The 21,567-nt window shown below is 50.9% G+C and carries 20 protein-coding genes, 3 tRNA genes and 1 pseudogene; 9 read left to right on the plus strand and 15 right to left on the minus strand.

Annotated features, from left to right (window positions below):
* Nucleotides 1–17 precede the first annotated feature (17 nt).
* The 3 genes and pseudogenes from CSK29544_RS25100 to CSK29544_RS12525 form a co-directional block, all read left to right on the plus strand.
* A complete protein-coding gene (locus CSK29544_RS25100; protein ID WP_165689120.1) occupies nt 18–1,061 on the plus strand; it encodes a T6SS phospholipase effector Tle1-like catalytic domain-containing protein in 1,044 nt (347 codons plus the stop codon).
* 186 nt (nt 1,062–1,247) lie between these two features.
* Complete coding sequence (locus CSK29544_RS24270) at nt 1,248–1,421, plus strand: hypothetical protein (protein ID WP_007900646.1); 174 nt, start codon at nt 1,248–1,250, stop codon at nt 1,419–1,421.
* 11 nt (nt 1,422–1,432) lie between these two features.
* Nucleotides 1,433–2,443, plus strand: a pseudogene (locus CSK29544_RS12525) (DUF3396 domain-containing protein); the annotation flags it as partial.
* Between the two features lie 114 nt (nt 2,444–2,557).
* Here CSK29544_RS12525 and CSK29544_RS12530 read toward each other — a convergent pair.
* Together CSK29544_RS12530 and CSK29544_RS12535 are read right to left on the minus strand one after the other, a co-directional pair.
* Nucleotides 2,558–2,633, minus strand: a tRNA-Asn gene (locus CSK29544_RS12530).
* A 130-nt stretch (nt 2,634–2,763) separates the two neighbouring features.
* Nucleotides 2,764–4,218, minus strand: a complete 1,455-nt coding sequence (locus tag CSK29544_RS12535) for an AMP nucleosidase (RefSeq protein WP_004387287.1) — start codon at nt 4,216–4,218, stop codon at nt 2,764–2,766.
* Between the two features lie 327 nt (nt 4,219–4,545).
* Here CSK29544_RS12535 and CSK29544_RS12540 point away from each other — a divergent pair, with 327 nt between their 5' ends.
* Nucleotides 4,546–5,757: a diguanylate phosphodiesterase gene (locus tag CSK29544_RS12540; RefSeq protein WP_007891503.1), complete on the plus strand. Its 1,212-nt coding sequence runs from the start codon at nt 4,546–4,548 to the stop codon at nt 5,755–5,757.
* A gap of 241 nt (nt 5,758–5,998) precedes the next feature.
* The gene (locus tag CSK29544_RS12545; RefSeq protein WP_029039264.1) at nt 5,999–7,024 is read left to right on the plus strand and encodes an LLM class flavin-dependent oxidoreductase; all 1,026 of its coding nucleotides are present in this window, start codon (nt 5,999–6,001) and stop codon (nt 7,022–7,024) included.
* 192 nt (nt 7,025–7,216) lie between these two features.
* Here CSK29544_RS12545 and CSK29544_RS12550 read toward each other — a convergent pair whose 3' ends face one another.
* From CSK29544_RS12550 to CSK29544_RS24280, 5 genes are all read right to left on the minus strand, one after another.
* Nucleotides 7,217–7,897 (minus strand): DUF1889 family protein, encoded by a 681-nt coding sequence (locus CSK29544_RS12550; RefSeq protein ID WP_029039263.1) that lies wholly within the window; start codon nt 7,895–7,897, stop codon nt 7,217–7,219.
* 76 nt (nt 7,898–7,973) lie between these two features.
* The gene (locus CSK29544_RS12555; protein WP_007891497.1) at nt 7,974–8,288 is read right to left on the minus strand and encodes a hypothetical protein; all 315 of its coding nucleotides are present in this window, start codon (nt 8,286–8,288) and stop codon (nt 7,974–7,976) included.
* A gap of 47 nt (nt 8,289–8,335) precedes the next feature.
* A protein-coding gene (locus tag CSK29544_RS12560; RefSeq protein WP_095033700.1) for an IS1-like element IS1B family transposase occupies nt 8,336–9,033 on the minus strand; the annotation gives its coding sequence in 2 pieces (ribosomal slippage) (nt 8,336–8,784 and nt 8,784–9,033; 699 coding nt in all).
* 28 nt (nt 9,034–9,061) lie between these two features.
* A complete protein-coding gene (locus CSK29544_RS24275; RefSeq protein WP_151451224.1) occupies nt 9,062–9,373 on the minus strand; it encodes a hypothetical protein in 312 nt (103 codons plus the stop codon).
* Between the two features lie 43 nt (nt 9,374–9,416).
* Nucleotides 9,417–11,891: a hypothetical protein gene (locus CSK29544_RS24280; protein ID WP_133053185.1), complete on the minus strand. Its 2,475-nt coding sequence runs from the start codon at nt 11,889–11,891 to the stop codon at nt 9,417–9,419.
* An 80-nt stretch (nt 11,892–11,971) separates the two neighbouring features.
* Between CSK29544_RS24280 and CSK29544_RS12575 the strand changes: the two genes are divergently transcribed.
* A protein-coding gene (locus CSK29544_RS12575) for an IS1-like element IS1B family transposase (protein ID WP_095033700.1) occupies nt 11,972–12,669 on the plus strand; the annotation gives its coding sequence in 2 pieces (ribosomal slippage) (nt 11,972–12,221 and nt 12,221–12,669; 699 coding nt in all).
* On the opposite strand, the gene CSK29544_RS24285 is transcribed toward CSK29544_RS12575, so the two are convergent.
* Nucleotides 12,663–13,616 carry a hypothetical protein gene (locus CSK29544_RS24285; protein ID WP_046623033.1) on the minus strand — a complete coding sequence of 318 codons (954 nt, stop codon included), beginning with the start codon at nt 13,614–13,616 and terminating at the stop codon, nt 12,663–12,665. The two genes, CSK29544_RS12575 and CSK29544_RS24285, sit on opposite strands and share 7 nt — an antisense overlap.
* Nucleotides 13,617–13,718: 102 nt before the next feature.
* Here CSK29544_RS24285 and CSK29544_RS12585 point away from each other — a divergent pair.
* A protein-coding gene (locus CSK29544_RS12585; RefSeq protein ID WP_095033700.1) for an IS1-like element IS1B family transposase occupies nt 13,719–14,416 on the plus strand; the annotation gives its coding sequence in 2 pieces (ribosomal slippage) (nt 13,719–13,968 and nt 13,968–14,416; 699 coding nt in all).
* Between the two features lie 10 nt (nt 14,417–14,426).
* Here the strand turns inward: CSK29544_RS12585 and CSK29544_RS22965 are convergent.
* From CSK29544_RS22965 to CSK29544_RS12595, 5 genes are all read right to left on the minus strand, one after another.
* A complete protein-coding gene (locus tag CSK29544_RS22965; RefSeq protein WP_179944791.1) occupies nt 14,427–14,747 on the minus strand; it encodes a PH domain-containing protein in 321 nt (106 codons plus the stop codon).
* A 128-nt stretch (nt 14,748–14,875) separates the two neighbouring features.
* A complete protein-coding gene (locus tag CSK29544_RS24890) occupies nt 14,876–15,217 on the minus strand; it encodes a phospholipase D-like domain-containing protein (protein ID WP_029039551.1) in 342 nt (113 codons plus the stop codon).
* A gap of 78 nt (nt 15,218–15,295) precedes the next feature.
* Nucleotides 15,296–15,862 carry a hypothetical protein gene (locus CSK29544_RS24895; RefSeq protein ID WP_234004296.1) on the minus strand — a complete coding sequence of 189 codons (567 nt, stop codon included), beginning with the start codon at nt 15,860–15,862 and terminating at the stop codon, nt 15,296–15,298.
* Nucleotides 15,831–16,706, minus strand: coding sequence for a hypothetical protein (locus CSK29544_RS24900; RefSeq protein ID WP_234004295.1), 876 nt, complete (start codon nt 16,704–16,706; stop codon nt 15,831–15,833). Before CSK29544_RS24900 ends, CSK29544_RS24895 begins: the two co-directional genes overlap by 32 nt.
* Before the next feature lie 701 nt (nt 16,707–17,407).
* A tRNA-Asn gene (locus CSK29544_RS12595) sits at nt 17,408–17,483 on the minus strand.
* 317 nt (nt 17,484–17,800) lie between these two features.
* Between CSK29544_RS12595 and nac the strand changes: the two genes are divergently transcribed.
* Both nac and cbl read left to right on the plus strand, forming a co-directional pair.
* Nucleotides 17,801–18,718, plus strand: a complete 918-nt coding sequence (nac, locus tag CSK29544_RS12600; protein WP_029039555.1) for a nitrogen assimilation transcriptional regulator NAC — start codon at nt 17,801–17,803, stop codon at nt 18,716–18,718.
* Between the two features lie 101 nt (nt 18,719–18,819).
* On the plus strand, nt 18,820–19,773 hold the full coding sequence (cbl, locus tag CSK29544_RS12605; protein WP_004387291.1) for an HTH-type transcriptional regulator Cbl: 954 nt from the start codon (nt 18,820–18,822) through the stop codon (nt 19,771–19,773).
* Between the two features lie 42 nt (nt 19,774–19,815).
* Here the strand turns inward: cbl and shiA are convergent, their stop codons facing one another.
* On the minus strand, nt 19,816–21,135 hold the full coding sequence (gene shiA / locus CSK29544_RS12610; RefSeq protein ID WP_029039556.1) for a shikimate transporter: 1,320 nt from the start codon (nt 21,133–21,135) through the stop codon (nt 19,816–19,818).
* A 266-nt stretch (nt 21,136–21,401) separates the two neighbouring features.
* Nucleotides 21,402–21,477: transfer RNA gene (locus tag CSK29544_RS12615), tRNA-Asn, on the minus strand.
* Between the last annotated feature and the right edge of the window lie 90 nt (nt 21,478–21,567).

Here is a 21,567-nt window from a genome sequence, read left to right on the forward strand (position 1 = left end):
AGTATATCTATGAGTCGGTGCCTATTGATATTGTTTTTACCGGATTATTTGATTGCTCAAGAGATACGCCTGCAAGTAGCAATAATGGTATGGAATATGCCGGTACCGCCGCTGCGTTTATTCCTGGAGGTATTGCGAAAGTAGCGGCTACGATATGTTCTATGTTGGGACGTAAATATATTGATCATATGTCCCCTCTACCAGAGCAGGTTAAAAAGTCTCTGCATTTGGTTGCAGCCCATGAACGCAGACCGTGGCGCTGTCTTTACCGAACAGGACAAAATGATCGTCATTGCGAAGAGCTGATGCCGGGATGTAGTGAAGATATCGGAGGTGGGCTGAAACCCGATGAGCAGAAACCCAGCGCGGAACTGAGCCGTGTAGCTCTTAACCGGATGTATCGTGAAGCGATGAAAGCAGGTGTGCCTTTCCCCGATTTAAGTTCTCTGTACCAGACGGACGCAATGGTGTGGTCATATTTTGCGATGAGCGATACCGTTAACGGGTTAACAGCCTCTGAATGGACTGCGCGTTACCAGCGTGCAGTGCCGCCAAAACGTGTGACATATCAGGCATTGAATCGACATCTTGATAGCTATTTTGAATGGCTGGGTGCGCAGTATTATCTATACAGAAAAAGATTACGACTGCTTGAGGCGCAACATAGCGCTATTTACAGATCGTATGAAGCCGCCAACGGGCTGCTGGGCATTTCATCTCAGGCGAAAAGCGCAGCGGATGATATTGTTGAGGATATTGCCATCCTTAAAAAGCACTGGGGTTGGCTTGATGAGGTTCGTGATGCGGCATACCAGCAATTAAGGGATGACCAGGATCTTCCGCCAGTTTATTACGAGAATGTTTACGAACCCGCTTGTATCAGAGCGCAATATTTTATCGACTGTGGTGGCTTTGGTTATCGAGGGGAACCTGCTCCGCCGAAATGGGATCGCGCACCTTCTGAAATTTACTCATGGTTTGTGCATGACGTTCAGACGCTACGGAATGGCGATAGTATTACCAACGAATTCTTTTGCATCAGATGGATGGAGCCTCATTAATGGCCGTCATTAGACCCTCACTTACAGAAAATAATTTTATTACCCGCGATTGATGGCTGACATTTTCATGGGAAGTCAGAACGGCTGGCCCGTATGGAGATTGCGTAAAAGGCATTATCAAAGTAGGTGGAAAAACGTACCAGATGAACCTTAAACAGCTCATGATGAGCGGACTTATCCGCGCGGATGAAATCGCCCGTAATTACTATTTGCGTCGGCGCGCTGGTAGTGACGCTGGGTATTCCGGAGGCCATTATTAGCGCATTTCTTCTGATTATTCGTCTGGCGATAACCGCCTGGGAAACCCTTGTAACAATTCTCGGCGGTGGCGCAGGCGCAGCGGCACTGGGTGCCGGTTAAAAGGAGCAGATATGGTATTACGGGATGTTGAGCTGAACTACCTTGAGAAGTGGCTGCCGGAAGCGTCAGTGAAATATAAAGACGGCAGCCCGGCAGTTAATCTTGGTCTGATTATCACGGTATTTTTTAAGGACGGGCATACGCATGACGTGCGCCGCAGGATGGTGGAGTGTGTCGATCGCTTTTATACGGAATTTAAGCCGTATCTGAAAAAGCATCTCACCCAAAACTGGGTTGGAATTACTGAGAAAAATTACGCCAGAAAGCGACAGGAGATTATCGATTCAACACCTGAAGAGATCTTTTCCTGGTATATGGGCAGCGCAGAGAAAGACTTCTTAGCGCCTGACTACAGTATATTAATTATGGGCAAACGTATCTTCCATAAAGATACTGATCGCTCCGTCATTAAACTGACATTTCCGCTCTCGCTGCTGAAAGAGCCTGACGGTAAAGCACAATATGAAGGCTGGCTGCTGTGGCTGTGTAACACCTTTGCCGTGGAAAGCGGCTATGCCGGGTTGTCATTTATTCTTCCTTATTCGCGTGAACGAATGTTCCCGTATGAGTACGCCCTGGCGCAGCGTTTCTTCGGTGTGATGGTGGATTCTATTGGTACGCTTGAAGGCAGAGTTGCAGTGAATAGTATAAAAGGCGCCTGCTGGTACACCATTCTCGGCACCCCGTGGCTGGAAAAGCTGGGCGGTACAGAACAGTTAACGCATCGCCTGGCTAAAACGCCGGAAATCAGGCTGTTGCCCTACAGCAACGGTGTGATTCTTAAGGCCGGAGAGCTTCCTCCGCCGTTGGGTGACATGAAAACGGAAGGGTTATCGCCACTCCTGATTAAGGTAAACCAGCTTATTCGCCCGGTGCGGTATGACGGGCATAATGGCCTGCACTTTTTTTCAGGCTATGAAAACTTACAGTTTGAAAAAGCGTCGTCCATGGCCTGGTTTGCCCGCTTTGACGAAGCCAGCGCTCAACTGGATAAAGCCGAAGCAGAGAGATCCCGCGAGCCGTGAGGCCAGCGCGTAAATTTACGATACAAAAAACCCGGCGATCTTTAGCAGAAGCGCCGGGTTAATTTGTTTTTAGCATCCCAGGATTGACTGGCACATCACAGGATTAAAATCTGGCTCCTCTGACTGGACTCGAACCAGTGACATACGGATTAACAGTCCGCCGTTCTACCGACTGAACTACAGAGGAATTGCGAGAACGGGGCGCATAGTAACGGCAGCGTTTCGGGTTGTCAAAGCCTGAATGTGAAATGCTGAACCGTTTGCTGAATAATTCCACAAACCCCGGCGCAGCCAGCGCTACGCCGGGGTTGCGTTAATCAGCGGAAGGGCGGCTCGTTAAAGGTGCGCAGTTTGCGCGAATGCAGGCGTTCGCCTTCCGCGCGCAGCAAATCGATTGCGCGAATGCCAATCTGCAGGTGTTCGGAAATCGCGCCCTCATAGAAGCGGTTCGCCTGGCCCGGCAGCTTGATTTCGCCATGCAGCGGTTTATCGGACACACACAACAGCGTGCCGTAAGGCACACGGAAGCGATAACCCTGGGCGGCGATAGTCGCGCTTTCCATATCAATAGCCACCGCGCGGCTCAGGTTAAAGCGCAGCGCCGAGGCCGAATAGCGCAGTTCCCAGTTGCGGTCGTCGGTTGTCACCACGGTGCCGGTACGCAGACGCTGTTTCACTTCCTCACCCGGCATATTGCTCACAAGCTTCGTGGCGTCATAGAGCGCGCGCTGCACTTCGGCGATACTCGGCACCGGAATATCCGGCGGCAGCACGGCGTCCAGCACGTGATCGTCACGCAGATACGCGTGCGCCAGCACGTAGTCGCCAATCGACTGGCTTTCACGCAGGCCGCCGCAGTGGCCAATCATCAGCCAGACATCCGGGCGCAGCACCGCGAGATGATCGCAAATCGTTTTGGCGTTGGACGGGCCGACGCCGATATTCACCAGCGTAATGCCCTGCCCGTCAGCGGTAATTAAATGCCAGGCGGGCATCTGGTGTTTTTTCCACGCGAGATCGGAAATCGCCGCTTCCGGCGCTTCGGTATCGGCGGTGATCCAGGTGCCGCCCGCGCACGAGAGCGCCACGTACGGGCTGTCCGGATCAAGGATCTGGCTGCATCCCCAGCGCACAAACTCATCGACATAGCGCGTGTAGTTAGTAAAGAGCACGAAGGGCTGGAAATGCTCGACCGGCGTGCCGGTGTAGTGGCGCAGACGCGCCAGCGAGAAATCGACGCGGCGGGCGTCGAAGTGCGACAGCGGGTAGAATTCGGTCGGGTGGAAAATCCCGTCGGCGGTCTCATCGCCAATCTGCGCCAGCTCGGTGGTCGGGAAGTGGCGGGTCAGACCGGCGCTCATCGAACGATCCAGCGTCAGCGCCGAGCCGTCAATCACATACGGGTAGGGGATCTCATGCTGTGAAGGGCCGACTTCAATCGTCGCGCCGTAGTCTTCATACAACAGAATCAGCTGTTCGCGCAGATAACTGCGAAATAACCCAGGACGCGTAACGGTGGTGGTGTAACACCCCGGATGGGTGAAACGCCCGTAAGCGCGCGTCTTCTGCGCTTTGCTGCCGTCACCATCCCAGCATACCCGCAACTGCGGATAGACAAATAAACCCTGCGCGCGCGCTGTCTCATCGGGGAGGCGGCCTTCGTTAATATAGGCGGCGATTGCCTCGCGCAGCGCGTTAACCGCGTCATCATATAACGCTTCCAGCTTGTCGAGCGCCTCGTCGGGCGTCAGTGGTGTTGCAGTAGTATTCATCGGTTCTCCTGATCCCACATAGCTCGGCGGGGAGATGGGCTGTCTCTGATAATTATTTCACAGGTTTATGAAACATAAAGGAATGGCGCAATGGCATAAATCTGTAAAGTGTTTACTTGCTGAGATTGTGCGCAATGGGCCTGGCCGACTCACGTCTTAACGTATTCGCGTTATGAGTAAATATTTTCACTGGTTATACATCTGTTTTTATTAATTAAAGTCGCAATAGCCCATAGTGAGCGACTTTTTGCGGGCAAATTCGCCGCTTGCGGTGAAAAGCGACAGGGTATACTGATTTTTTATATGACCTGAACATGCAGGAAAACGATGCTATCTACCCTGATTTACCGCAGTCGGCTGAAAGGCGATATCGACCAGGCGAGCCTGCAGGCGATTGTAAGGCAGGCACAGACGCGGAATGCGCAGATGCAGGTCAGCGGTATTCTGGTCTTTGATGGTCATCAGTTTCTTCAGGTGCTGGAAGGGCCGCTGCATGCGGTAGAAGCCCTTTTTGGTCGTATCAGCCGGGACGAACGGCACGATTTCGTCGTGGAGCTGATGCGCGACTACGCCCCTCGCCGGCATTTTGAAAATGTTGGCATGGCGCTCTTTGATCTGCGCAACGTCAAAGCCCACGCGGTGCTGAAAGCGGTGGTTAAATCAAGCGTGGTGCCGTTTAATCTCGCCCGCGAAGCGCGGGTGTATCAGTTTATCCGCTCTTTTTTGCGTCGGCCGGACAGCCTGCAGCTTTCCCGTCAGTTTCAGCCTGGTGCCTGGCGGATGGAGCCCACCTCGCCGCCACCGCTGGCGTCTGTCGCGCCCGTGGTGACGGATATCGCCTGCCAGTTTGCCCTGCAGCCGATTGTTGAGCCGACGACCTGCAAAATTAAAGCGTATGAGGCGCTGATCCGCTCCCCTGAGGGGGGCTCGCCCGCCGCGTTGTTTGCATCACTCTCCAGCAAAGCGCTGTATGAACTCGATCTGCATTCCAAAGAAATCGCGTTTGCACTGGCGAAAGCGTTCAATATCGGCAGCCAGATGATCTCGGTTAACCTGCTACCCGGAACGCTGGTGCAGATGCCGGGCGCGGTGGAGATCCTGCTGGCGCAAATTGCGCGCCAGGGGCTGTTACCACAGCAAGTGATTGTTGAGGTCACCGAGAGCGAGGTTATCTCGCGCTTTGATGAATTTGAGTGCGTCATTCGCCAGCTGCGTGCCGCGGGCATTAACCTGGCGATAGACGATTTTGGCGCCGGGTTTGCCGGTCTGTCATTGCTGACCCGCTTCCAGCCAGGCCGCATTAAAATCGATCGCTGCATCGTCGCCGATATTCACCTGCACGGCCCGAAGCAGGCCATCGTGCACGGCATCGTGCGCTGCTGCGCCGAGCTTGAGATAACGGTGGTCGCTGAAGGCGTCGAAAAAGTGGAAGAGTGGTGCTGGCTGGAAGCGGCGGGCATTCGCTATTTCCAGGGGTATCTGTTTGCAAAGCCATTACTCAACCGCGCCCCGTCGGTAAGCTGGCCAACGGCCAGATAAGCAAGCTCACGAAGGCTGGCATCGGAAACTGTCGTCAGCCTTATTCTGCCAACCCGTCATGCCATTTCAGCTTTCGCGCCAGCCCATTCTTCAAGAAATTTGAACCATTATGTTAAACAAAGGGCATTTATTCTTTCCCGTTATCAGCACAGAGTAGGGTATCTGAACCAGACAACGCGGCGGGCATGGCGTGATTGATATCGGTTGCGCCATATATGCTCGCCCTGAAAACGGGATCAACATGAAAAAAATAGGCTTTTTGTCATTTGGCCACTGGACGCCGTCGCCGCAGTCCGCCACGCGCACCGCCGCAGATGCGCTACTGCAATCCATCGATCTGGCCGTCGCAGCCGAAGAGCTGGGCGCGGATGGCGCGTATTTCCGCGTGCACCACTTTGCGCGCCAGCTCGCCTCGCCATTTCCGCTGCTGGCCGCCATCGGGGCCAGAACACGCAATATTGAGATCGGTACCGGCGTTATCGACATGCGCTATGAGAACCCGCTCTATATGGCGGAAAGCGCAGGGGCGGCGGATCTTATTTCAGGCGGTCGCCTGCAGCTGGGTATCAGCCGCGGATCGCCGGAACAGGTGATCGATGGCTGGCGCTATTTTGGCTATGAGCCTGCCGCCGGTGAAAATGAATCCGACATGGCGCGCCGTCACACCGAGACGCTGCTGGAAGTGCTGCGCGGGGAAGGCTTCGCCAAACCCAATCCGCAACCGATGTTTGCTAACCCGCCAGGCCTTCTGAGGCTTGAGCCGTGGTCTGAGGGACTTCGCGAGCGCATCTGGTGGGGCGCAGGCTCCAACGCCACCGCAGTCTGGGCGGCGAAGCTCGGAATGAACCTGCAAAGCTCCACCCTGAAAGACGATGAAACCGGCGAGCCGTTCCACATTCAGCAGGCGCAGCAGATCCGCGCCTACCGCGCCGCCTGGGCAGAGGCCGGGCATACGCGCACGCCCCGTGTGTCGGTGAGCCGCAGCATTTTTCCGCTCATGGACAGCCGGGATCGCGCCTGGTTTGGCAACAGCCGTGACGACAGCGATAAGGTCGGTTTTCTGGATGAGAAAACGCGCGCCATCTTCGGGCGCAGCTACGCGGCTGAACCGGAGAAGCTCATCGAACAGCTTAAGCAGGACGACGCGATTGCCGAAGCGGATACCCTGCTGTTGACGGTGCCGAATCAGCTGGGCGTGGAGTACAACGTACATGTGATTGAATCGGTACTGCGCCACATCGCCCCGGCCATGGGATGGCGTGACTAGCCAGGCGCAGAAAAGCAAAAAGCCCGTTTAAAAGCGGGCTTTTTAGAATTTGGCTCCTCTGACTGGGATCGCCTTTGCCATTAACTGGCTGATTGGTAAGCTAAACCTAAAAATTGGGGTTGTCAAGACCACCAGAATGACCACCTATTTAGCCAACACCGAACACACAATGAGTAAGCCTTGTAGATTCAACTATTCCATATATTTCTTAGCAAAATTTGCCAATTCTTTCGCCTTGGCAGGTTCCCAGCCATTATTGACTGCAAACTGTCTGATTGCCTCTTCAGTTGCTCTGAATCCTTGCTTTTTTAGGTCAGAAAAAATTCGCTTTGCCATGTCTTTATCACATGGATGGCTGAGCCCTGTTGCCATGTTGATGCATCGACCTAGTCGCAAAATCTCATCGCCTACATAGGTTGGCAATTGTGGCTTTTGTACTTTCCAGTGAGACTGACCGACTATTTCAGGATCCCATGTAGATAACCAGCGTTTACCTTCTTCCTCTGACCAGGGTAAGAAGACGATGCTGTTGATATTTTGCGCACTATCAACAATATCCATGTCTTTGCTCAGAAGATACGTTGCCAGTATTACGTCATAGTTATCATATGGTAAGAAACTCTTAGGGATCTTAAAGTCTAGTCGGATATTATCTCCCAGATCGACGGTTTTGCCTTTTCCCAATGCTTTTGCAGTTTGTGCGCCGAGAAATGTTGCAATATCAGAGTGCAAAAACATTCCTTTTGCAGGGAACACCAACGTGATTTTTTGAAGCCCAGCATCTTTGCATAGATGGTAAGCTTTACTGAAAGCGGCTTTTATATTGTCTTGATTCGAACCGATATTTTCGATCAAAAATCTGAGATTTGGCATGAAAACTCCTGTTACTAAACCTTAAGAATTAATAGAAAACGCTTGGGCCAGATAGCTATGGCTAAACTGAGTCATATCAAACACCAGTATCATCCCCTGTTGGCCCGTTCTCAGATGCTGGCAAAGCTTCAAGTTCTGATTTGAGTTGTTCATCTAACTGAGAAGCTAACGAGAGAAACGCGGCGAGTTTTTTCTGCCGTTTCTCCAGTACTCTTCTTTGTACAACCGTCGGATCATCTTTATTGACAGGATTATCCAGAAATCGAAAAATCCGCAATTCAATCATATCGATGTCTTCGTTAAGTCCGGCCTGTTGCGCCAATTCAACCCATTCTTTAGATTTATCAATAGCATTTTCTGCAGCTAAAGAGAGGCAGTAATCAATCAGCATTTTCGCCGTAGAATCAATATGATTAGCGATTGGGTAATGACTCCAACTTATTGATAGTGTTTTATGTTCAGATAATGCCCGATGACTTTGTCATGCAGCTCCACCGATTTTGAGAACGACAGCGACTTCCGTCCCAGCCGTGCCAGGTGCTGCCTCAGATTCAGGTTATGCCGCTCAATTCGCTGCGTATATCGCTTGCTGATTACGTGCAGCTTTCCCTTCAGGCGGGATTCATACAGCGGCCAGCCATCCGTCATCCATATCACCACGTCAAAGGGTGACAGCAGGCTCATAAGACGCCCCAGCGTCGCCATAGTGCGTTCACCGAATACGTGCGCAACAACCGTCTTCCGGAGCCTGTCATACGCGTAAAACAGCCAGCGCTGGCGCGATTTAGCCCCGACGTATCCCCACTGTTCGTCCATTTCCGCGCAGACGATGACGTCACTGCCCGGCTGTATGCGCGAGGTTACCGACTGCGGCCTGAGTTTTTTAAATGGCGGAAAATCGTGTTGAGGCCAACGCCCATAATGCGGGCGGTTGCCCGGCATCCAACGCCATTCATGGCCATATCAATGATTTTCTGGTGCGTACCGGGTTGAGAAGCGGTGTAAGTGAACTGCAGTTGCCATGTTTTACGGCAGTGAGAGCAGAGATAGCGCTGATGTCCGGCGGTGCTTTTGCCGTTACGCACCACCCCGTCAGTAGCTGAACAGGAGGGACAGCTGATAGAAACAGAAGCCACTGGAGCACCTCAAAAACACCATCATACACTAAATCAGTAAGTTGGCAGCATCACCAGCGATTGAGAGCCATTTTTTAACTTCGTCTGGTTCTTTTTCGGTATCTATCAGTTCTTGTGCGGGGGAAAAATATCTTCGCTGCTCGTTTTCAGGATCAAGGCTTTGTAAGGCTCTCAGAATAGGTTCAGCTTCCTGAAAAGATTTATTGCCAATTGGCAATTCGTAGCGATTAACCCAGAATGCCCAAATAGAGTCCCTGAGCTCCGCATGTTTAGTTGCACGAATAATTTCATCCGGGCTATGTTTCGCATCGTAAAGGAGTTCTGCAATATAGTGGGCCATCCACCGGCCCAACGTATCAACAGAGTCATTCAGTTTAAGCTCATCAACTAACTTCTTCCCCAATTCGATAATTGCCGTATAGCGTGTGGATGGTTCCGTCATGTCGGAAGAGGAAGAGTCGAGTGCTTGAAGGGATATTGTCGAGCTCATTTTCATTATTCCGTTCATATCTGCTGTTTCGTGAATAGCGATCAACATCAACCTCTAAAATGAGATCCATGTTGAATGTTTCTAATGCTGATTTTATGAAGTGTATTGAAGCACATAGCCTATAACCATGTGATTTTTCCTCCTCATTTTTACCTGATAGATAGCCCCAGATACTGGAAACCATCGCCGGTTCAACACTAGAAGGTGAATACCATACCCGATGATCTTTATCAGTAGTTAATTTCATCGCATCAATAATAAATGAGGCTGGTTCTGGGATTGGAAACCTTACATTACCCGCCCAAGGATCAAACTCATCAATTCCACAGTATTCAGCAATATCTTTAATCCATCCTTTTAGCTGATAGTGTGCGTGATTTATTTCAAGACTATCTCCAGCATCAGGGATTTTGTAGTCATATATGTTTTTAGTTGTTTGTAATGCTCTGAGGAGCGATAAAGATCGCTCCGGCGATACTAACGCAGAATGGACAACAATAGATTCTTTTCGATCTGAACAAACGTCAGACCAACGTCCCCATAGCGTTAATATTCCGGGGCTGGGGCATAGTGTTTCGTTAAATACATTTTCAGACATTGATGCCAGCCATTCATCCCTATTTTCAGCGCTGCTATTGAGCCAACTGGAGCGCTCTTTGGGCTGTATATCTCTCCGATCTGCGAGCCAGCGATTATCGTTCCGAGAAATATCATGCCTTCTTAACCAGTCTTGGAAAACATCCTCAACCTCATCGTAGCGACTGGTTACTTGAGGTTTTGTTGCTAGTAGCTTACCGGCTGTCATAAACATTGCATGGTATGACAAGTAAAAATGGTAATCATCGACACGTGGATAGGAACCATGGCTGTGATGGTTATCTCTGTCGTGATAATAGCGTCGTTTATTACGCTCATCTTCGTTCCAGTTGCGGCTGCCTTTATAACCAAGATCATCGCGAATAATGCGAAGCATTTCAGGTTCTAACTGTTTTTGAGATACGCCGAAACAACGGCCCAGAGGTTCTAACCAGTATGGGCCGAAGTCGATACCAAAAGTATATGAATCTTCACCTCTATGCTCTTCAACTTCATCTAGCACAGGGAGAGTCGTAGACTGGTTTATATTTCGGAGTTTATCCTCTTCTTGTGCAGGGATAGAGATCAGGCCGCTATCATGCAGCGTAAGTAAAGTTCTGGCAGCAAAAAGACGGATTAATACATGTGGCTGATCAGTAGTAGCATAGCGGTAGAAATAACCAATATTGGGAATCAGCGATTTTCCATCATCCAGCGCAACCCTTGCAGCAGCGATCATTAGCCACAATTGAGCATGAAGGGTATAAAAGGGCAGATTGCGATCACAAAAAGGTAAAGTGGTAGCATTTATCGCGTGCTGAAAAATTCCTTGTATAACGCTTGTACGATTCATTCGACATAGTGCCAGAACCGCATGCGCTGCCTGCCAGCGCATTTCTGCTTCTGGAGAACCCAACCGTGCCCAAATATATCCTGCAAGTGAATCTTCTACATGAGTTGGCGGAGATAATTTCTCGCTCCATGGGCCGTCACCATCCTCATCTTTTAGCACACCATCGAATAAATCCAGGGCATAAGATAATACATTTAACGCTTCGTTATGCTCCAGTTTACTAACAAGAAGGCCTGGAAGGCTAAACAAACGATCAGCATTTGCAGGATCTGGTGATTCTGCAATGGCTTCCAGGATAATACCGAAAATCTCTTTTTCACTTATATCAGAAAGCCTGCTGGCCAGACCGAAGGGAAAAATCTCGTAAAAACGACTTCTCCCTATCCGCATACAGAAACGTTGGCAATACTCTTTTATTAAACCTGCCAGGGCAGTTTTAATGCTTAAACGCGATGCCCATTCATCAGGTATAGATTCAAAAATATATTTGAAATCATAAAGCCCCCAGTGAGACATGGTACTAACAGCAGCGATAAAATTACATTCTTTCCCCGTCTTAACTCGGCTTATTGCTTTTTTGATGAAGGTTTCTTTGGAATAGAGCTCAGGAACACTACGAAATTTTTCGTATGCTGTACTAATACCATCAATAGACGATAAATCACAATCCTTTAAAACGGACTCCCATTCTTGGGCGTGATCTTGCTGACTATCACATGATGAGCAACTGGATTTTGTTGAAACCGCCTCAGTACGTTGTAGATGTGCGATTGTTTCTTTCAGTTCTGAGTGTTCAATAGTTAATGATGTAGCAATAGCATCCAGCTTTTTAAGACTTTGGATATTTTGTACGTCAAATTTCGTATAGTGGTAAACCACTTCGAATACCGCAATCTTATCTTCGTCATCAGTACACGAGGATAAAACTGAGTCAAGCAAGTTGCATTTATGCCAACCGTTCTCAGGTGATGCTGCCAACTTACTGATTTAGTGTATGATGGTGTTTTTGAGGTGCTCCAGTGGCTTCTGTTTCTATCAGCTGTCCCTCCTGTTCAGCTACTGACGGGGTGGTGCGTAACGGCAAAAGCACCGCCGGACATCAGCGCTATCTCTGCTCTCACTGCCGTAAAACATGGCAACTGCAGTTCACTTACACCGCTTCTCAACCCGGTACGCACCAGAAAATCATTGATATGGCCATGAATGGCGTTGGATGCCGGGCAACCGCCCGCATTATGGGCGTTGGCCTCAACACGATTTTCCGCCATTTAAAAAACTCAGGCCGCAGTCGGTAACCTCGCGCATACAGCCGGGCAGTGACGTCATCGTCTGCGCGGAAATGGACGAACAGTGGGGATACGTCGGGGCTAAATCGCGCCAGCGCTGGCTGTTTTACGCGTATGACAGGCTCCGGAAGACGGTTGTTGCGCACGTATTCGGTGAACGCACTATGGCGACGCTGGGGCGTCTTATGAGCCTGCTGTCACCCTTTGACGTGGTGATATGGATGACGGATGGCTGGCCGCTGTATGAATCCCGCCTGAAGGGAAAGCTGCACGTAATCAGCAAGCGATATACGCAGCGAATTGAGCGGCATAACCTGAATCTGAGGCAGCACCTGGCACGGCTGGGACGGAAGTCGCTGTCGTTCTCAAAATCGGTGGAGCTGCATGACAAAGTCATCGGGCATTATCTGAACATAAAACACTATCAATAAGTTGGAGTCATTACCCCGTTCTCAAATGTAATTAAAGGCAGTGCATCGAGTGCATTAATTTTATTTTTCTTTACAAGATGCTCAATGGTCCATGCCAGTATGCTTCTGTGATTACCAAATGTACGGTCACGCCAACGACTTATTATTGACATGGCTGAAGATGGACATAACTCAGCCAAAATCTCAACAGTATCACTCCACGCAAAATGTTTATCCCGATCAACATATTCTCTGGTTAGCTCAGCACACCGGGCTAGTTTATAGACAATTTCAGGTGGAACTTGCGTTTTTCCAGCAACATATTCAGCAAGATCAAGTATCGCTTCCCATCGACTTAAATTTTCATCACCCAGCTTATTTGTAACTTCAATCGCTTTGTTAAAGTATTCTTTAGCTTCTGGCTCATCAAGTGAAATGAGTGAACGGGAAAGGTCTATATAGCCATCAGCTTTGACCTGAGCATCAGAGTGCTCATCTCTCCATAAGGATAAGGCGAGTTCGGCGAAGTGATATGAAAGCCCTTCAAGCCCTGAAATCTTTGCACATACAGAACTGAAACGGTGAAACGTTGGTGTGAATACTCTGTTCCCTTTATGCTGACTCCATTTGATGATGCTTTCCACATCGTCTTTTGAAGCATTACCTGCTTCAATCAGAATATCAAACCATGCATTTGCGATCTCATTTGATGATAATGAATGCTCAGAGTAAGAATAACCCTTAATAGCCGCCGATTCTTTTTGAGTATCACTTAGCTCACTTTCTAAGTCTGCTTTCCCTGTTTTACCAAGAATTACTTTGGCCCGTAAATTATACCAGGGGATTAATACCCCACTGTACTGCTTCAACTGACGCAGGTCATCAGATTCGCTATGCCGTTTTTCAGCAATTAGTTCTTTTTTAACCTCAGCGGAGGCTAAATCGCTAAGTGCTAATTGAGAACCCATCAGGTTTGCCTGAAGAGCATATGCTCGGACGTAAGCAACTCTTTCTTGGTGATGCTGCCAACTTACTGATTTAGTGTATGATGGTGTTTTTGAGGTGCTCCAGTGGCTTCTGTTTCTATCAGCTGTCCCTCCTGTTCAGCTACTGACGGGGTGGTGCGTAACGGCAAAAGCACCGCCGGACATCAGCGCTATCTCTGCTCTCACTGCCGTAAAACATGGCAACTGCAGTTCACTTACACCGCTTCTCAACCCGGTACGCACCAGAAAATCATTGATATGGCCATGAATGGCGTTGGATGCCGGGCAACCGCCCGCATTATGGGCGTTGGCCTCAACACGATTTTCCGCCATTTAAAAAACTCAGGCCGCAGTCGGTAACCTCGCGCATACAGCCGGGCAGTGACGTCATCGTCTGCGCGGAAATGGACGAACAGTGGGGATACGTCGGGGCTAAATCGCGCCAGCGCTGGCTGTTTTACGCGTATGACAGGCTCCGGAAGACGGTTGTTGCGCACGTATTCGGTGAACGCACTATGGCGACGCTGGGGCGTCTTATGAGCCTGCTGTCACCCTTTGACGTGGTGATATGGATGACGGATGGCTGGCCGCTGTATGAATCCCGCCTGAAGGGAAAGCTGCACGTAATCAGCAAGCGATATACGCAGCGAATTGAGCGGCATAACCTGAATCTGAGGCAGCACCTGGCACGGCTGGGACGGAAGTCGCTGTCGTTCTCAAAATCGGTGGAGCTGCATGACAAAGTCATCGGGCATTATCTGAACATAAAACACTATCAATAAGTTGGAGTCATTACCAGCTATAGCCAACAAGCATTAACCCCACAGCGCAGTATTGGCTGTCACAAACTCCGCGAATCAATACAGGCATGCTTTCAAAGTCTTGGTTTTTTCTTAAAACAGCAATCGCAGCTTCAGAAAGTGCATGAGCCTGTGATAGCCAAAGAATTGGGTTCTTTAACTCATCACCTGTCGCTGGTTTTGTTATATCAACAGGAAATCCTGCACTAGTGGTAGCCATTCCTAACATTTGGCGAGCTAATGCACTGTACCCGAAGGGATCGCTGGCGAAAATAGATCTATTTGGTACTATATGTTTGCCGAACTCATTCATGTTGTTTATCTATCGTTACATCAAAAAATGTTGGTTTGTACTGATTAACCAGTATAAATATGAAAGCCAACGTCTTGGTTGAGTTTTTGCTACTGTTAGTAGCATTCTCTTGATTTGAAACCGAAACGCTATTCCAGCCTCAATCTCTCCCTAAGTTCCTTCACCAGCGAAACATCATCCAGCTCCGCGCTAATCTCATGACGAATAGCGTTACTGAATGGCTCGCTACGCTCACAACCATCATGATAACCATGTGACAGCCAGTTCCAGCTCCCGAGAACAATGTAGCGGCCATCGATCATCAGCACCTTTTCATGAGTACCTTCGGTCAGGCGGATAACATTGTCTTTTCCCAGCTGTTCGCGGTACTCAGCAATCAGAGTTTCATCATTGTCCCCTGCACGGTCCAGACGTTGATGATAGTAGCCGTAATAGACTTTAACCCTGATTCCACGCCGCTGTGTTGCCACCAGTTGTGCCAGTTCCGGCTCCGGCCTTTGATATTGTTTACCGCCCCGACGGATCCACGGAGTGATGATAACCAGCTCCTATTCGCACTGGCTCGCCAGCGCACTGAATGCGGCGATATGTTCACAGTCACGGTAATAACGTTGTAGGCGCGGTGTCTGGCTCAGGCTGTCGAAATTCGGATGCTGGCTGCCTTGTTCCAGAAGGAAATCTTCAGCAACAGTGTCCGCGAGAACTTTCAGGTATCCACCCGCCTGTCGCAACCGGTGGTGGTTACCTACCACGATAAACTGCTGTTTTGCGCGTGAAACCACAACATTCAGCATGTTTGGTGCATCGTTTTGAAAATTCGGATTATCAAGAGGATGAAAAATTACCGGGCTGTAAACAAGTCGGGTAAGTTCATGCTGTACCTGTTCGTTTGAGCCGCTATGAAACCACAACCAGTCAAGCTCTTGAATTGCAGGATCGCTGCGCAGATCATCAATGATATTTTCCACTGCTTTTATTGCCGTGGAGGTTACCAGCATGCCGAAGTTCTGATCCTTACTATCAGCAATTGCCAGCGCTCTGGCGACCAGTTGTTGGGCGATGAGTGACTTGAACAGAGTAGTCTTACCCGTGCGCTGGCGCGCCTTGCACTGCAATCAGACGCTCATCCTGATTAATGGCCTGAATTGCCGCCATCTGTCCATGACCCAGTGGATATTGTGTTTCAAACAAGCCACAGGTGACCACTTCATCTGGTTGCCAGGCATTTTCAGCATTATGGATATGGTTGAGATGCTGCTCCAGCAGAGGGAAGTCACCAGTCGAACTATCACACAGCCAGGTAAAATCTTCCGCATCTCGTTTGAGGTTATAATCTTCATTATGCAGCGGAGCCAACAGGGCATTAAATGCATTTTCCAGACTATGTTTACGGTTTGGTTGCTGAGCGATCCTTGTCTGAAGAGCCTCAAATGCTTCAAAGAAGGTGTCATATTTACATCCGGTGAGGGCGCTGACTACACTCATCATATGACGGTTTTCACCAAGCTCATTCAGCCGGATGCCAAACATTTCACGAAAAGCGAAGGGGAATGCGCTAACAAGTTGGTCATCCTTAACGGGAACCCGCAGCGTGGTTCCTCCCTGTTCAAAAAATGACTTTGGAAGCGGGAAAGAGAAAAGCGGTAAGTATTTTACATGGGATTTTCTGCGCTCATTTTTTATACAGCGGAGCACAGGAAAAAGCAGATTGACTGGTTCAATATAGGTGATCTCACCCTTTTCGCCATACTTAACAAAACGCTTGCGCCAGTTTTCGCTAATTTCAGGCTTAACATTGATGACTATGCCATTCTGATTTTCTTCACAGTTCTCTTCATCAAGCATGAGTTGCTGATGCTCATGTACCTGGCTGGCCGGTATTTTACTTTTTTCCGCGCCGCTGAGTTTTATATAGTCACGCCACGCTGAAAGAATATCTCTGGACGAGTTTTTCATCATACTAACAGAGCCTTAATCTGATTATCTCCCTGACATTCATAACCATAGAATAACACAATTGAAGATTATCTTATCCTGCCAATCAGTTTAAATTCATCAGAACATATATTTTGAGTTACAGGAGAATTACACATACTACCTGAAATAGTAAGTGCGTATCGATATCTTTTATCAGGAAAAGATTTTGGCCTTTCACGGCACTACGCCTGGACGTCTTGTTATAGATGCCTGTTTCCGAAATCTATTGAGACGTTACTTAGATCAAGGTGGTTTCTTATCAATGGGTGATTTCGACGGCAGGAATAAGCCCATATGTTTATTGTTTCTGTTGGTTATCACCTTGGATGCCACTCAGGATTAGCAACCTTCATAAGATTTCATGCAGGGCGTTAAACTACTAAGCCGACAGACTTAATCATTCAGCCCAGTATTATTATGAGTAATAATAGTGGAAACATAATAGGCGAACTTGAAATGGCTCCTCATTCTGCATGAACTGAATTATCAAGTCCCAATGGCGGCGCTATGTCAGAAGGTTTTTTATTGTGAAAACTTAGCGTCTGATTTGGCATCTGAGCAAGGAGCATTTCAGACCCAACAGAAAAAGCGTAAATGAAAACAGTGGTGACCTTCACATCCTAAGACAGAAAGGTGAGTGCAGAAAAGCAAAAAGCCCGCTAAAAAGCGGGCTTTTTTGAATTTGGCTCCTCTGACTGGACTCGAACCAGTGACATACGGATTAACAGTCCGCCGTTCTACCGACTGAACTACAGAGGAATCGTGTGAACGGGGCGCATAGTACCGAGGTCGCCTGGCGTTGTAAAGCCCTGAACGCACCAGAAAATTCGTTTGCTGAGAAAAGCGTCAACCAGCCGAAACCTTCCGCCTTTGCACTCTTCTGGTGCAAACGTACCTCTTATGGGGCATAAGCAAAACAGTGTTTCAACGTTGTAAACCGATAAGTTATCGCTTTCTCTTATAATTTAAGCAGTTATATTAGCCGCTCCCGCTTTTCAAAAACTGGCAAGCATCTTGCAAAACCTGTTACGACATCATTGCCGGCATTGGCTCTGGCATTCCGTACAGGAGGCAAAATGAACTTAAGACGACTGAAATACTTTGTGAAAATCGTCGATATCGGTAGCCTGACGCAGGCTGCGGAAGTGCTGCATATCGCGCAGCCCGCGTTAAGCCAGCAGGTTGCGACTCTGGAAGGGGAGATGGATCAGCAACTGTTGATTCGCACCAAACGGGGCGTCACGCCAACGGAAGCCGGGAAAATTCTTTATGCGCATGCCCGCACCATTTTGCGCCAGTGCGAACAGGCGCAGCTCGCCGTACATAATGTCGGCCAGACGCTACAGGGCCAGGTCTCTATTGGCCTCGCGCCTGGTACCGCCGCCTCTTCAGTAACCATGCCGCTGCTGCAGGCCGTGCGCGCCGAACTCCCGGACGTGCTGGTTTACCTGCATGAAGACAGCGGTGCGACGCTGAACGATAAACTGCTAAGCGGCCAGCTCGATATGGCGGTGCTGTATGACCGCGCGCCGGTGGCCGGGCTCACCAGCCAGCCGCTTATCAAAGAAGATCTGTTCCTGGTCGGCACGCGCGATTGTCCGGGGCAGAGCGTGGATCTGGCGAGCGTCGCCCAGATGAATCTTTTCCTGCCGCGTGATTACAGCGCCGTGCGCAAGCGCGTCGATGAAGCTTTCTCGCTGCGCCGCCTGACGGCAAAAATCATCGGCGAAATCGAGTCGGTGTCCACGCTGAGCGCGGCCATCGCCAGCGGCATGGGCGTGACGGTGCTGCCGGAATCCGCCGCGCGCTCGCTTGCCGGTTCAACCAACGGCTGGCTCGCGCGTATCACCAGCCCGTCGATGACGCTGCCGCTCTCGCTCAATGTCTCCTCCCGCGTGCCGTTAACGCCGCAGGCGCAGGCCGTGAAAGATATTCTGCTGTCACTGGTGGCGCGCCCGGCGCTGGAAAACCGCGAACTGCTGCTGGTGAGCTGACAGATATTCCCCAAAGGAATAACAGACAGCTTTTTATTATTTGTGATGCCCTCCGGGGGACTTTAACAATAGCGTCATGTTGAATCGCTCCCGGGGGCGCTGTGAATTTCCAGCAACTGAAAATTATTCGTGAGGCGGCAAGGCGGGATTTCAATCTCACCGAAGTGGCCAATATGCTTTATACCTCGCAATCTGGCGTCAGCCGCCATATTCGCGAACTTGAAGAAGAGCTCGGCATTGAGATTTTCATTCGCCGCGGCAAACGGCTGCTGGGCATGACGGAGCCTGGCAAAGCGCTGCTGGTGATTGCCGAGCGCATTCTTAACGAGGCCAGCAACGTGCGCCGCCTGGCCGATCTCTTTACCAACGACGCCAGCGGCGTGCTGACTATCGCCACGACGCACACCCAGGCCCGCTACAGCCTGCCGTCGGTGATTAAAACCTTTCGCTCGCTCTTTCCCGAGGTGCGTCTCGAGCTGATTCAGGGCACGCCGCAGGAGATAGAATCGCTGCTGCAAAGCGGCACGGCGGATATCGGTATCGCCAGTGAACGCTTAAGCGCCGATCCGGGCCTGGTGGCTTATCCGTGGTTTCGCTGGCATCACAGCCTGCTGGTGCCGAAGGATCACCCCCTCACGCAGGCCAACCCCCTGACGCTTGAAGAGATTAGCCGCTGGCCGCTTATTACCTACCGGCAGGGCATCACGGGCCGTTCGCGCATCGATGAGGCCTTCAGCCGAAAAGGGCTGACGCCGGATATCGTCCTGAGCGCGCAGGATTCCGACGTTATCAAAACGTATGTCGAGCTGGGGCTTGGCATTGGGCTGGTGGCAGAGCAGGCGAGCGAACCCCATGAAGAGAGCCTGCTCACGCGGCTCGACACGCGGCATCTGTTCGACGCTAACACCGTCTGGCTGGGCCTGAAACGCGGGCAGCTTCAGCGCAATTACGTCTGGCGCTTTATTGAGCTGTGCAACGCCGGGCTGTCGGTTGACGAAATTAAACAGCAGGCGCTTGAGCCTGCAAGTGACGTGGTGATCGATTATCAGATTTAGCGGTAAACGCCCCGCCAGCGCAGGGCTGGCGGAGCGTGACGATTACTGCGCCTGTGGCGTTTTAATAAAAAGCGCGGTCAGCGCCGACAGCAGACAGCCCGCCATCAGGTAAATCGCGACCGTATGCCATGCGCCGCCGGAGAAAGTCAGCAGGGCGGCGGCGATAAAGGGCGTAAAGCCGCCACCCACCACGCTAGCCACCTGATATCCGACGCCCGCGCCGCTGTAGCGATACCCCGCGCCGAACATCTCAGTAAACATCGGCTGCTGCACGCAGACCACCATATCGTGCGCGATGTTCGCGAGCATCAGCGAGAAAATCACCACGCCGACAATCGAACGGGCTTCCAGCGCCATAAAGAAAGGGAAAGCGCTCAGCGCGCCGAGCAGCGCGCCGGTGATATAAATGCGGCGCCGTCCGTAGCGATCGGCCATCCACGCGAACAGCGGAATGGTCAGGCAGCTCACGCCGCCCACCAGCAGGCCGATATTAAGAAACAGCTCGCGCGGCATGCCCAGATTCTGCGTGGAATAGTTAAGGGCGAAGGCGGTAACGATATACATCGTCAGCAGTTCGCACAGGCGCAGGGCGATGATTTTCAGGAATGCGCCAGGGTGGCGTACCAGCGCCTCAAAGACCGGCGGTCGCTTTTTCGCCTGCGCGGGCTTTGCCGCCTGCGCGCGCTCAAATTCCGCGGACTCCGCCATACCGTTACGCACCCACAGCGCCGCCAGCACCAGCACAATGCTGAACAGGAACGGCAAGCGCCAGCCCCAGCTCAGGAACTGCGCATCGGTCGTCAGATAGCTGATAAGCGACACCAGCCCGGTGGCGAGCAGCAGGCCTACGCCATATCCCACCTGAACGCCGCTACTGTAAAACGCTTTTTTCCCGGCGGGGGCGCTTTCCACCGCAAGCAGCGCCGCGCCGCCCCATTCGCCGCCCACGGCAAACCCCTGAATGGCGCGCAGCGTCACCAGCAGCACCGGCGCCCACCAGCCAATGGTAGCGAACGACGGCAGAATGCCGATGCAGGCGGTGGCGATGCCCATCATCCAGACGGTCATCATCAGCATCCGCTTGCGGCCCAGGCGATCGCCGAAGTGGCCAAAGACAATTCCGCCGAGCGGGCGGAATAAAAAGCCGACGCCGAAGGTGGCGAAGGCGGCAAGCGTGCCCATGGCCGGTGAGATCTGCGGGAAAAACTCGGTGTTAAACACCAGCGCCGCGGTAATGCCATAGAGTAAGAAATCAAACCAGTCTACGACCGCGCCGGCAAAGCTGCCCCAGGCCGCGCGGCGCGCGCGATTGCAGGCAGGGAGCGCCTCATCAGGGCGGGGAGTTGTGATTGTGGAATCCATCGTTGTCCTGTCCATTCGTCAACATTCTGTATTGTTATTGTTATCAAAGCAGATTGAAGGTTACTCACATCGTACGCAGCCAAAAAAAGCCGTTACTGAGACTACAGCGCCAGCCGCCGGGTGAAAACCGTTTTGCGCCGTGACGGACGTTTAAGGACCAATTAACTCAGAGATGCCGTGTGGGCAGAGGAATATGCGGTAAAGAGGGAGAGAATAACGGAAGCAGAAAAGCAAAAAGCCCGCTAAAAAGCGGGCTTTTTTGAATCTGGCTCCTCTGACTGGACTCGAACCAGTGACATACGGATTAACAGTCCGCCGTTCTACCGACTGAACTACAGAGGAATCGTGTGAACGGGGCGCATAATAATCATGCCCCGCATCAGTGTCAACGCAAAAAATTACGCTATGTATTCAAACGCTTAATTCTGCGTC

This window comes from Cronobacter sakazakii (genome assembly GCF_000982825.1).
GTDB lineage: Bacteria > Pseudomonadota > Gammaproteobacteria > Enterobacterales > Enterobacteriaceae > Cronobacter > Cronobacter sakazakii.

Coding starts and splice junctions, on each gene's coding strand:
- nac (WP_029039555.1), top strand. CDS start 17,801: ATGAACTTAAGACGACTGAAATACTTTGTGAAAATCGTCGATATCGGT.
- CSK29544_RS24285 (WP_046623033.1), bottom strand. CDS start 13,616: ATGGGTTCTCAATTAGCACTTAGCGATTTAGCCTCCGCTGAGGTTAAA.
- CSK29544_RS12555 (WP_007891497.1), bottom strand. CDS start 8,288: ATGCTGATTGATTACTGCCTCTCTTTAGCTGCAGAAAATGCTATTGAT.
- shiA (WP_029039556.1), bottom strand. CDS start 21,135: ATGGATTCCACAATCACAACTCCCCGCCCTGATGAGGCGCTCCCTGCC.
- CSK29544_RS12550 (WP_029039263.1), bottom strand. CDS start 7,897: ATGCCAAATCTCAGATTTTTGATCGAAAATATCGGTTCGAATCAAGAC.
- CSK29544_RS24275 (WP_151451224.1), bottom strand. CDS start 9,373: ATGGCCCACTATATTGCAGAACTCCTTTACGATGCGAAACATAGCCCG.
- CSK29544_RS12545 (WP_029039264.1), top strand. CDS start 5,999: ATGAAAAAAATAGGCTTTTTGTCATTTGGCCACTGGACGCCGTCGCCG.
- CSK29544_RS24270 (WP_007900646.1), top strand. CDS start 1,248: ATGAAATCGCCCGTAATTACTATTTGCGTCGGCGCGCTGGTAGTGACG.
- CSK29544_RS12540 (WP_007891503.1), top strand. CDS start 4,546: ATGCTATCTACCCTGATTTACCGCAGTCGGCTGAAAGGCGATATCGAC.
- CSK29544_RS12535 (WP_004387287.1), bottom strand. CDS start 4,218: ATGAATACTACTGCAACACCACTGACGCCCGACGAGGCGCTCGACAAG.
- CSK29544_RS22965 (WP_179944791.1), bottom strand. CDS start 14,747: ATGAATGAGTTCGGCAAACATATAGTACCAAATAGATCTATTTTCGCC.
- CSK29544_RS24900 (WP_234004295.1), bottom strand. CDS start 16,706: ATGATGAAAAACTCGTCCAGAGATATTCTTTCAGCGTGGCGTGACTAT.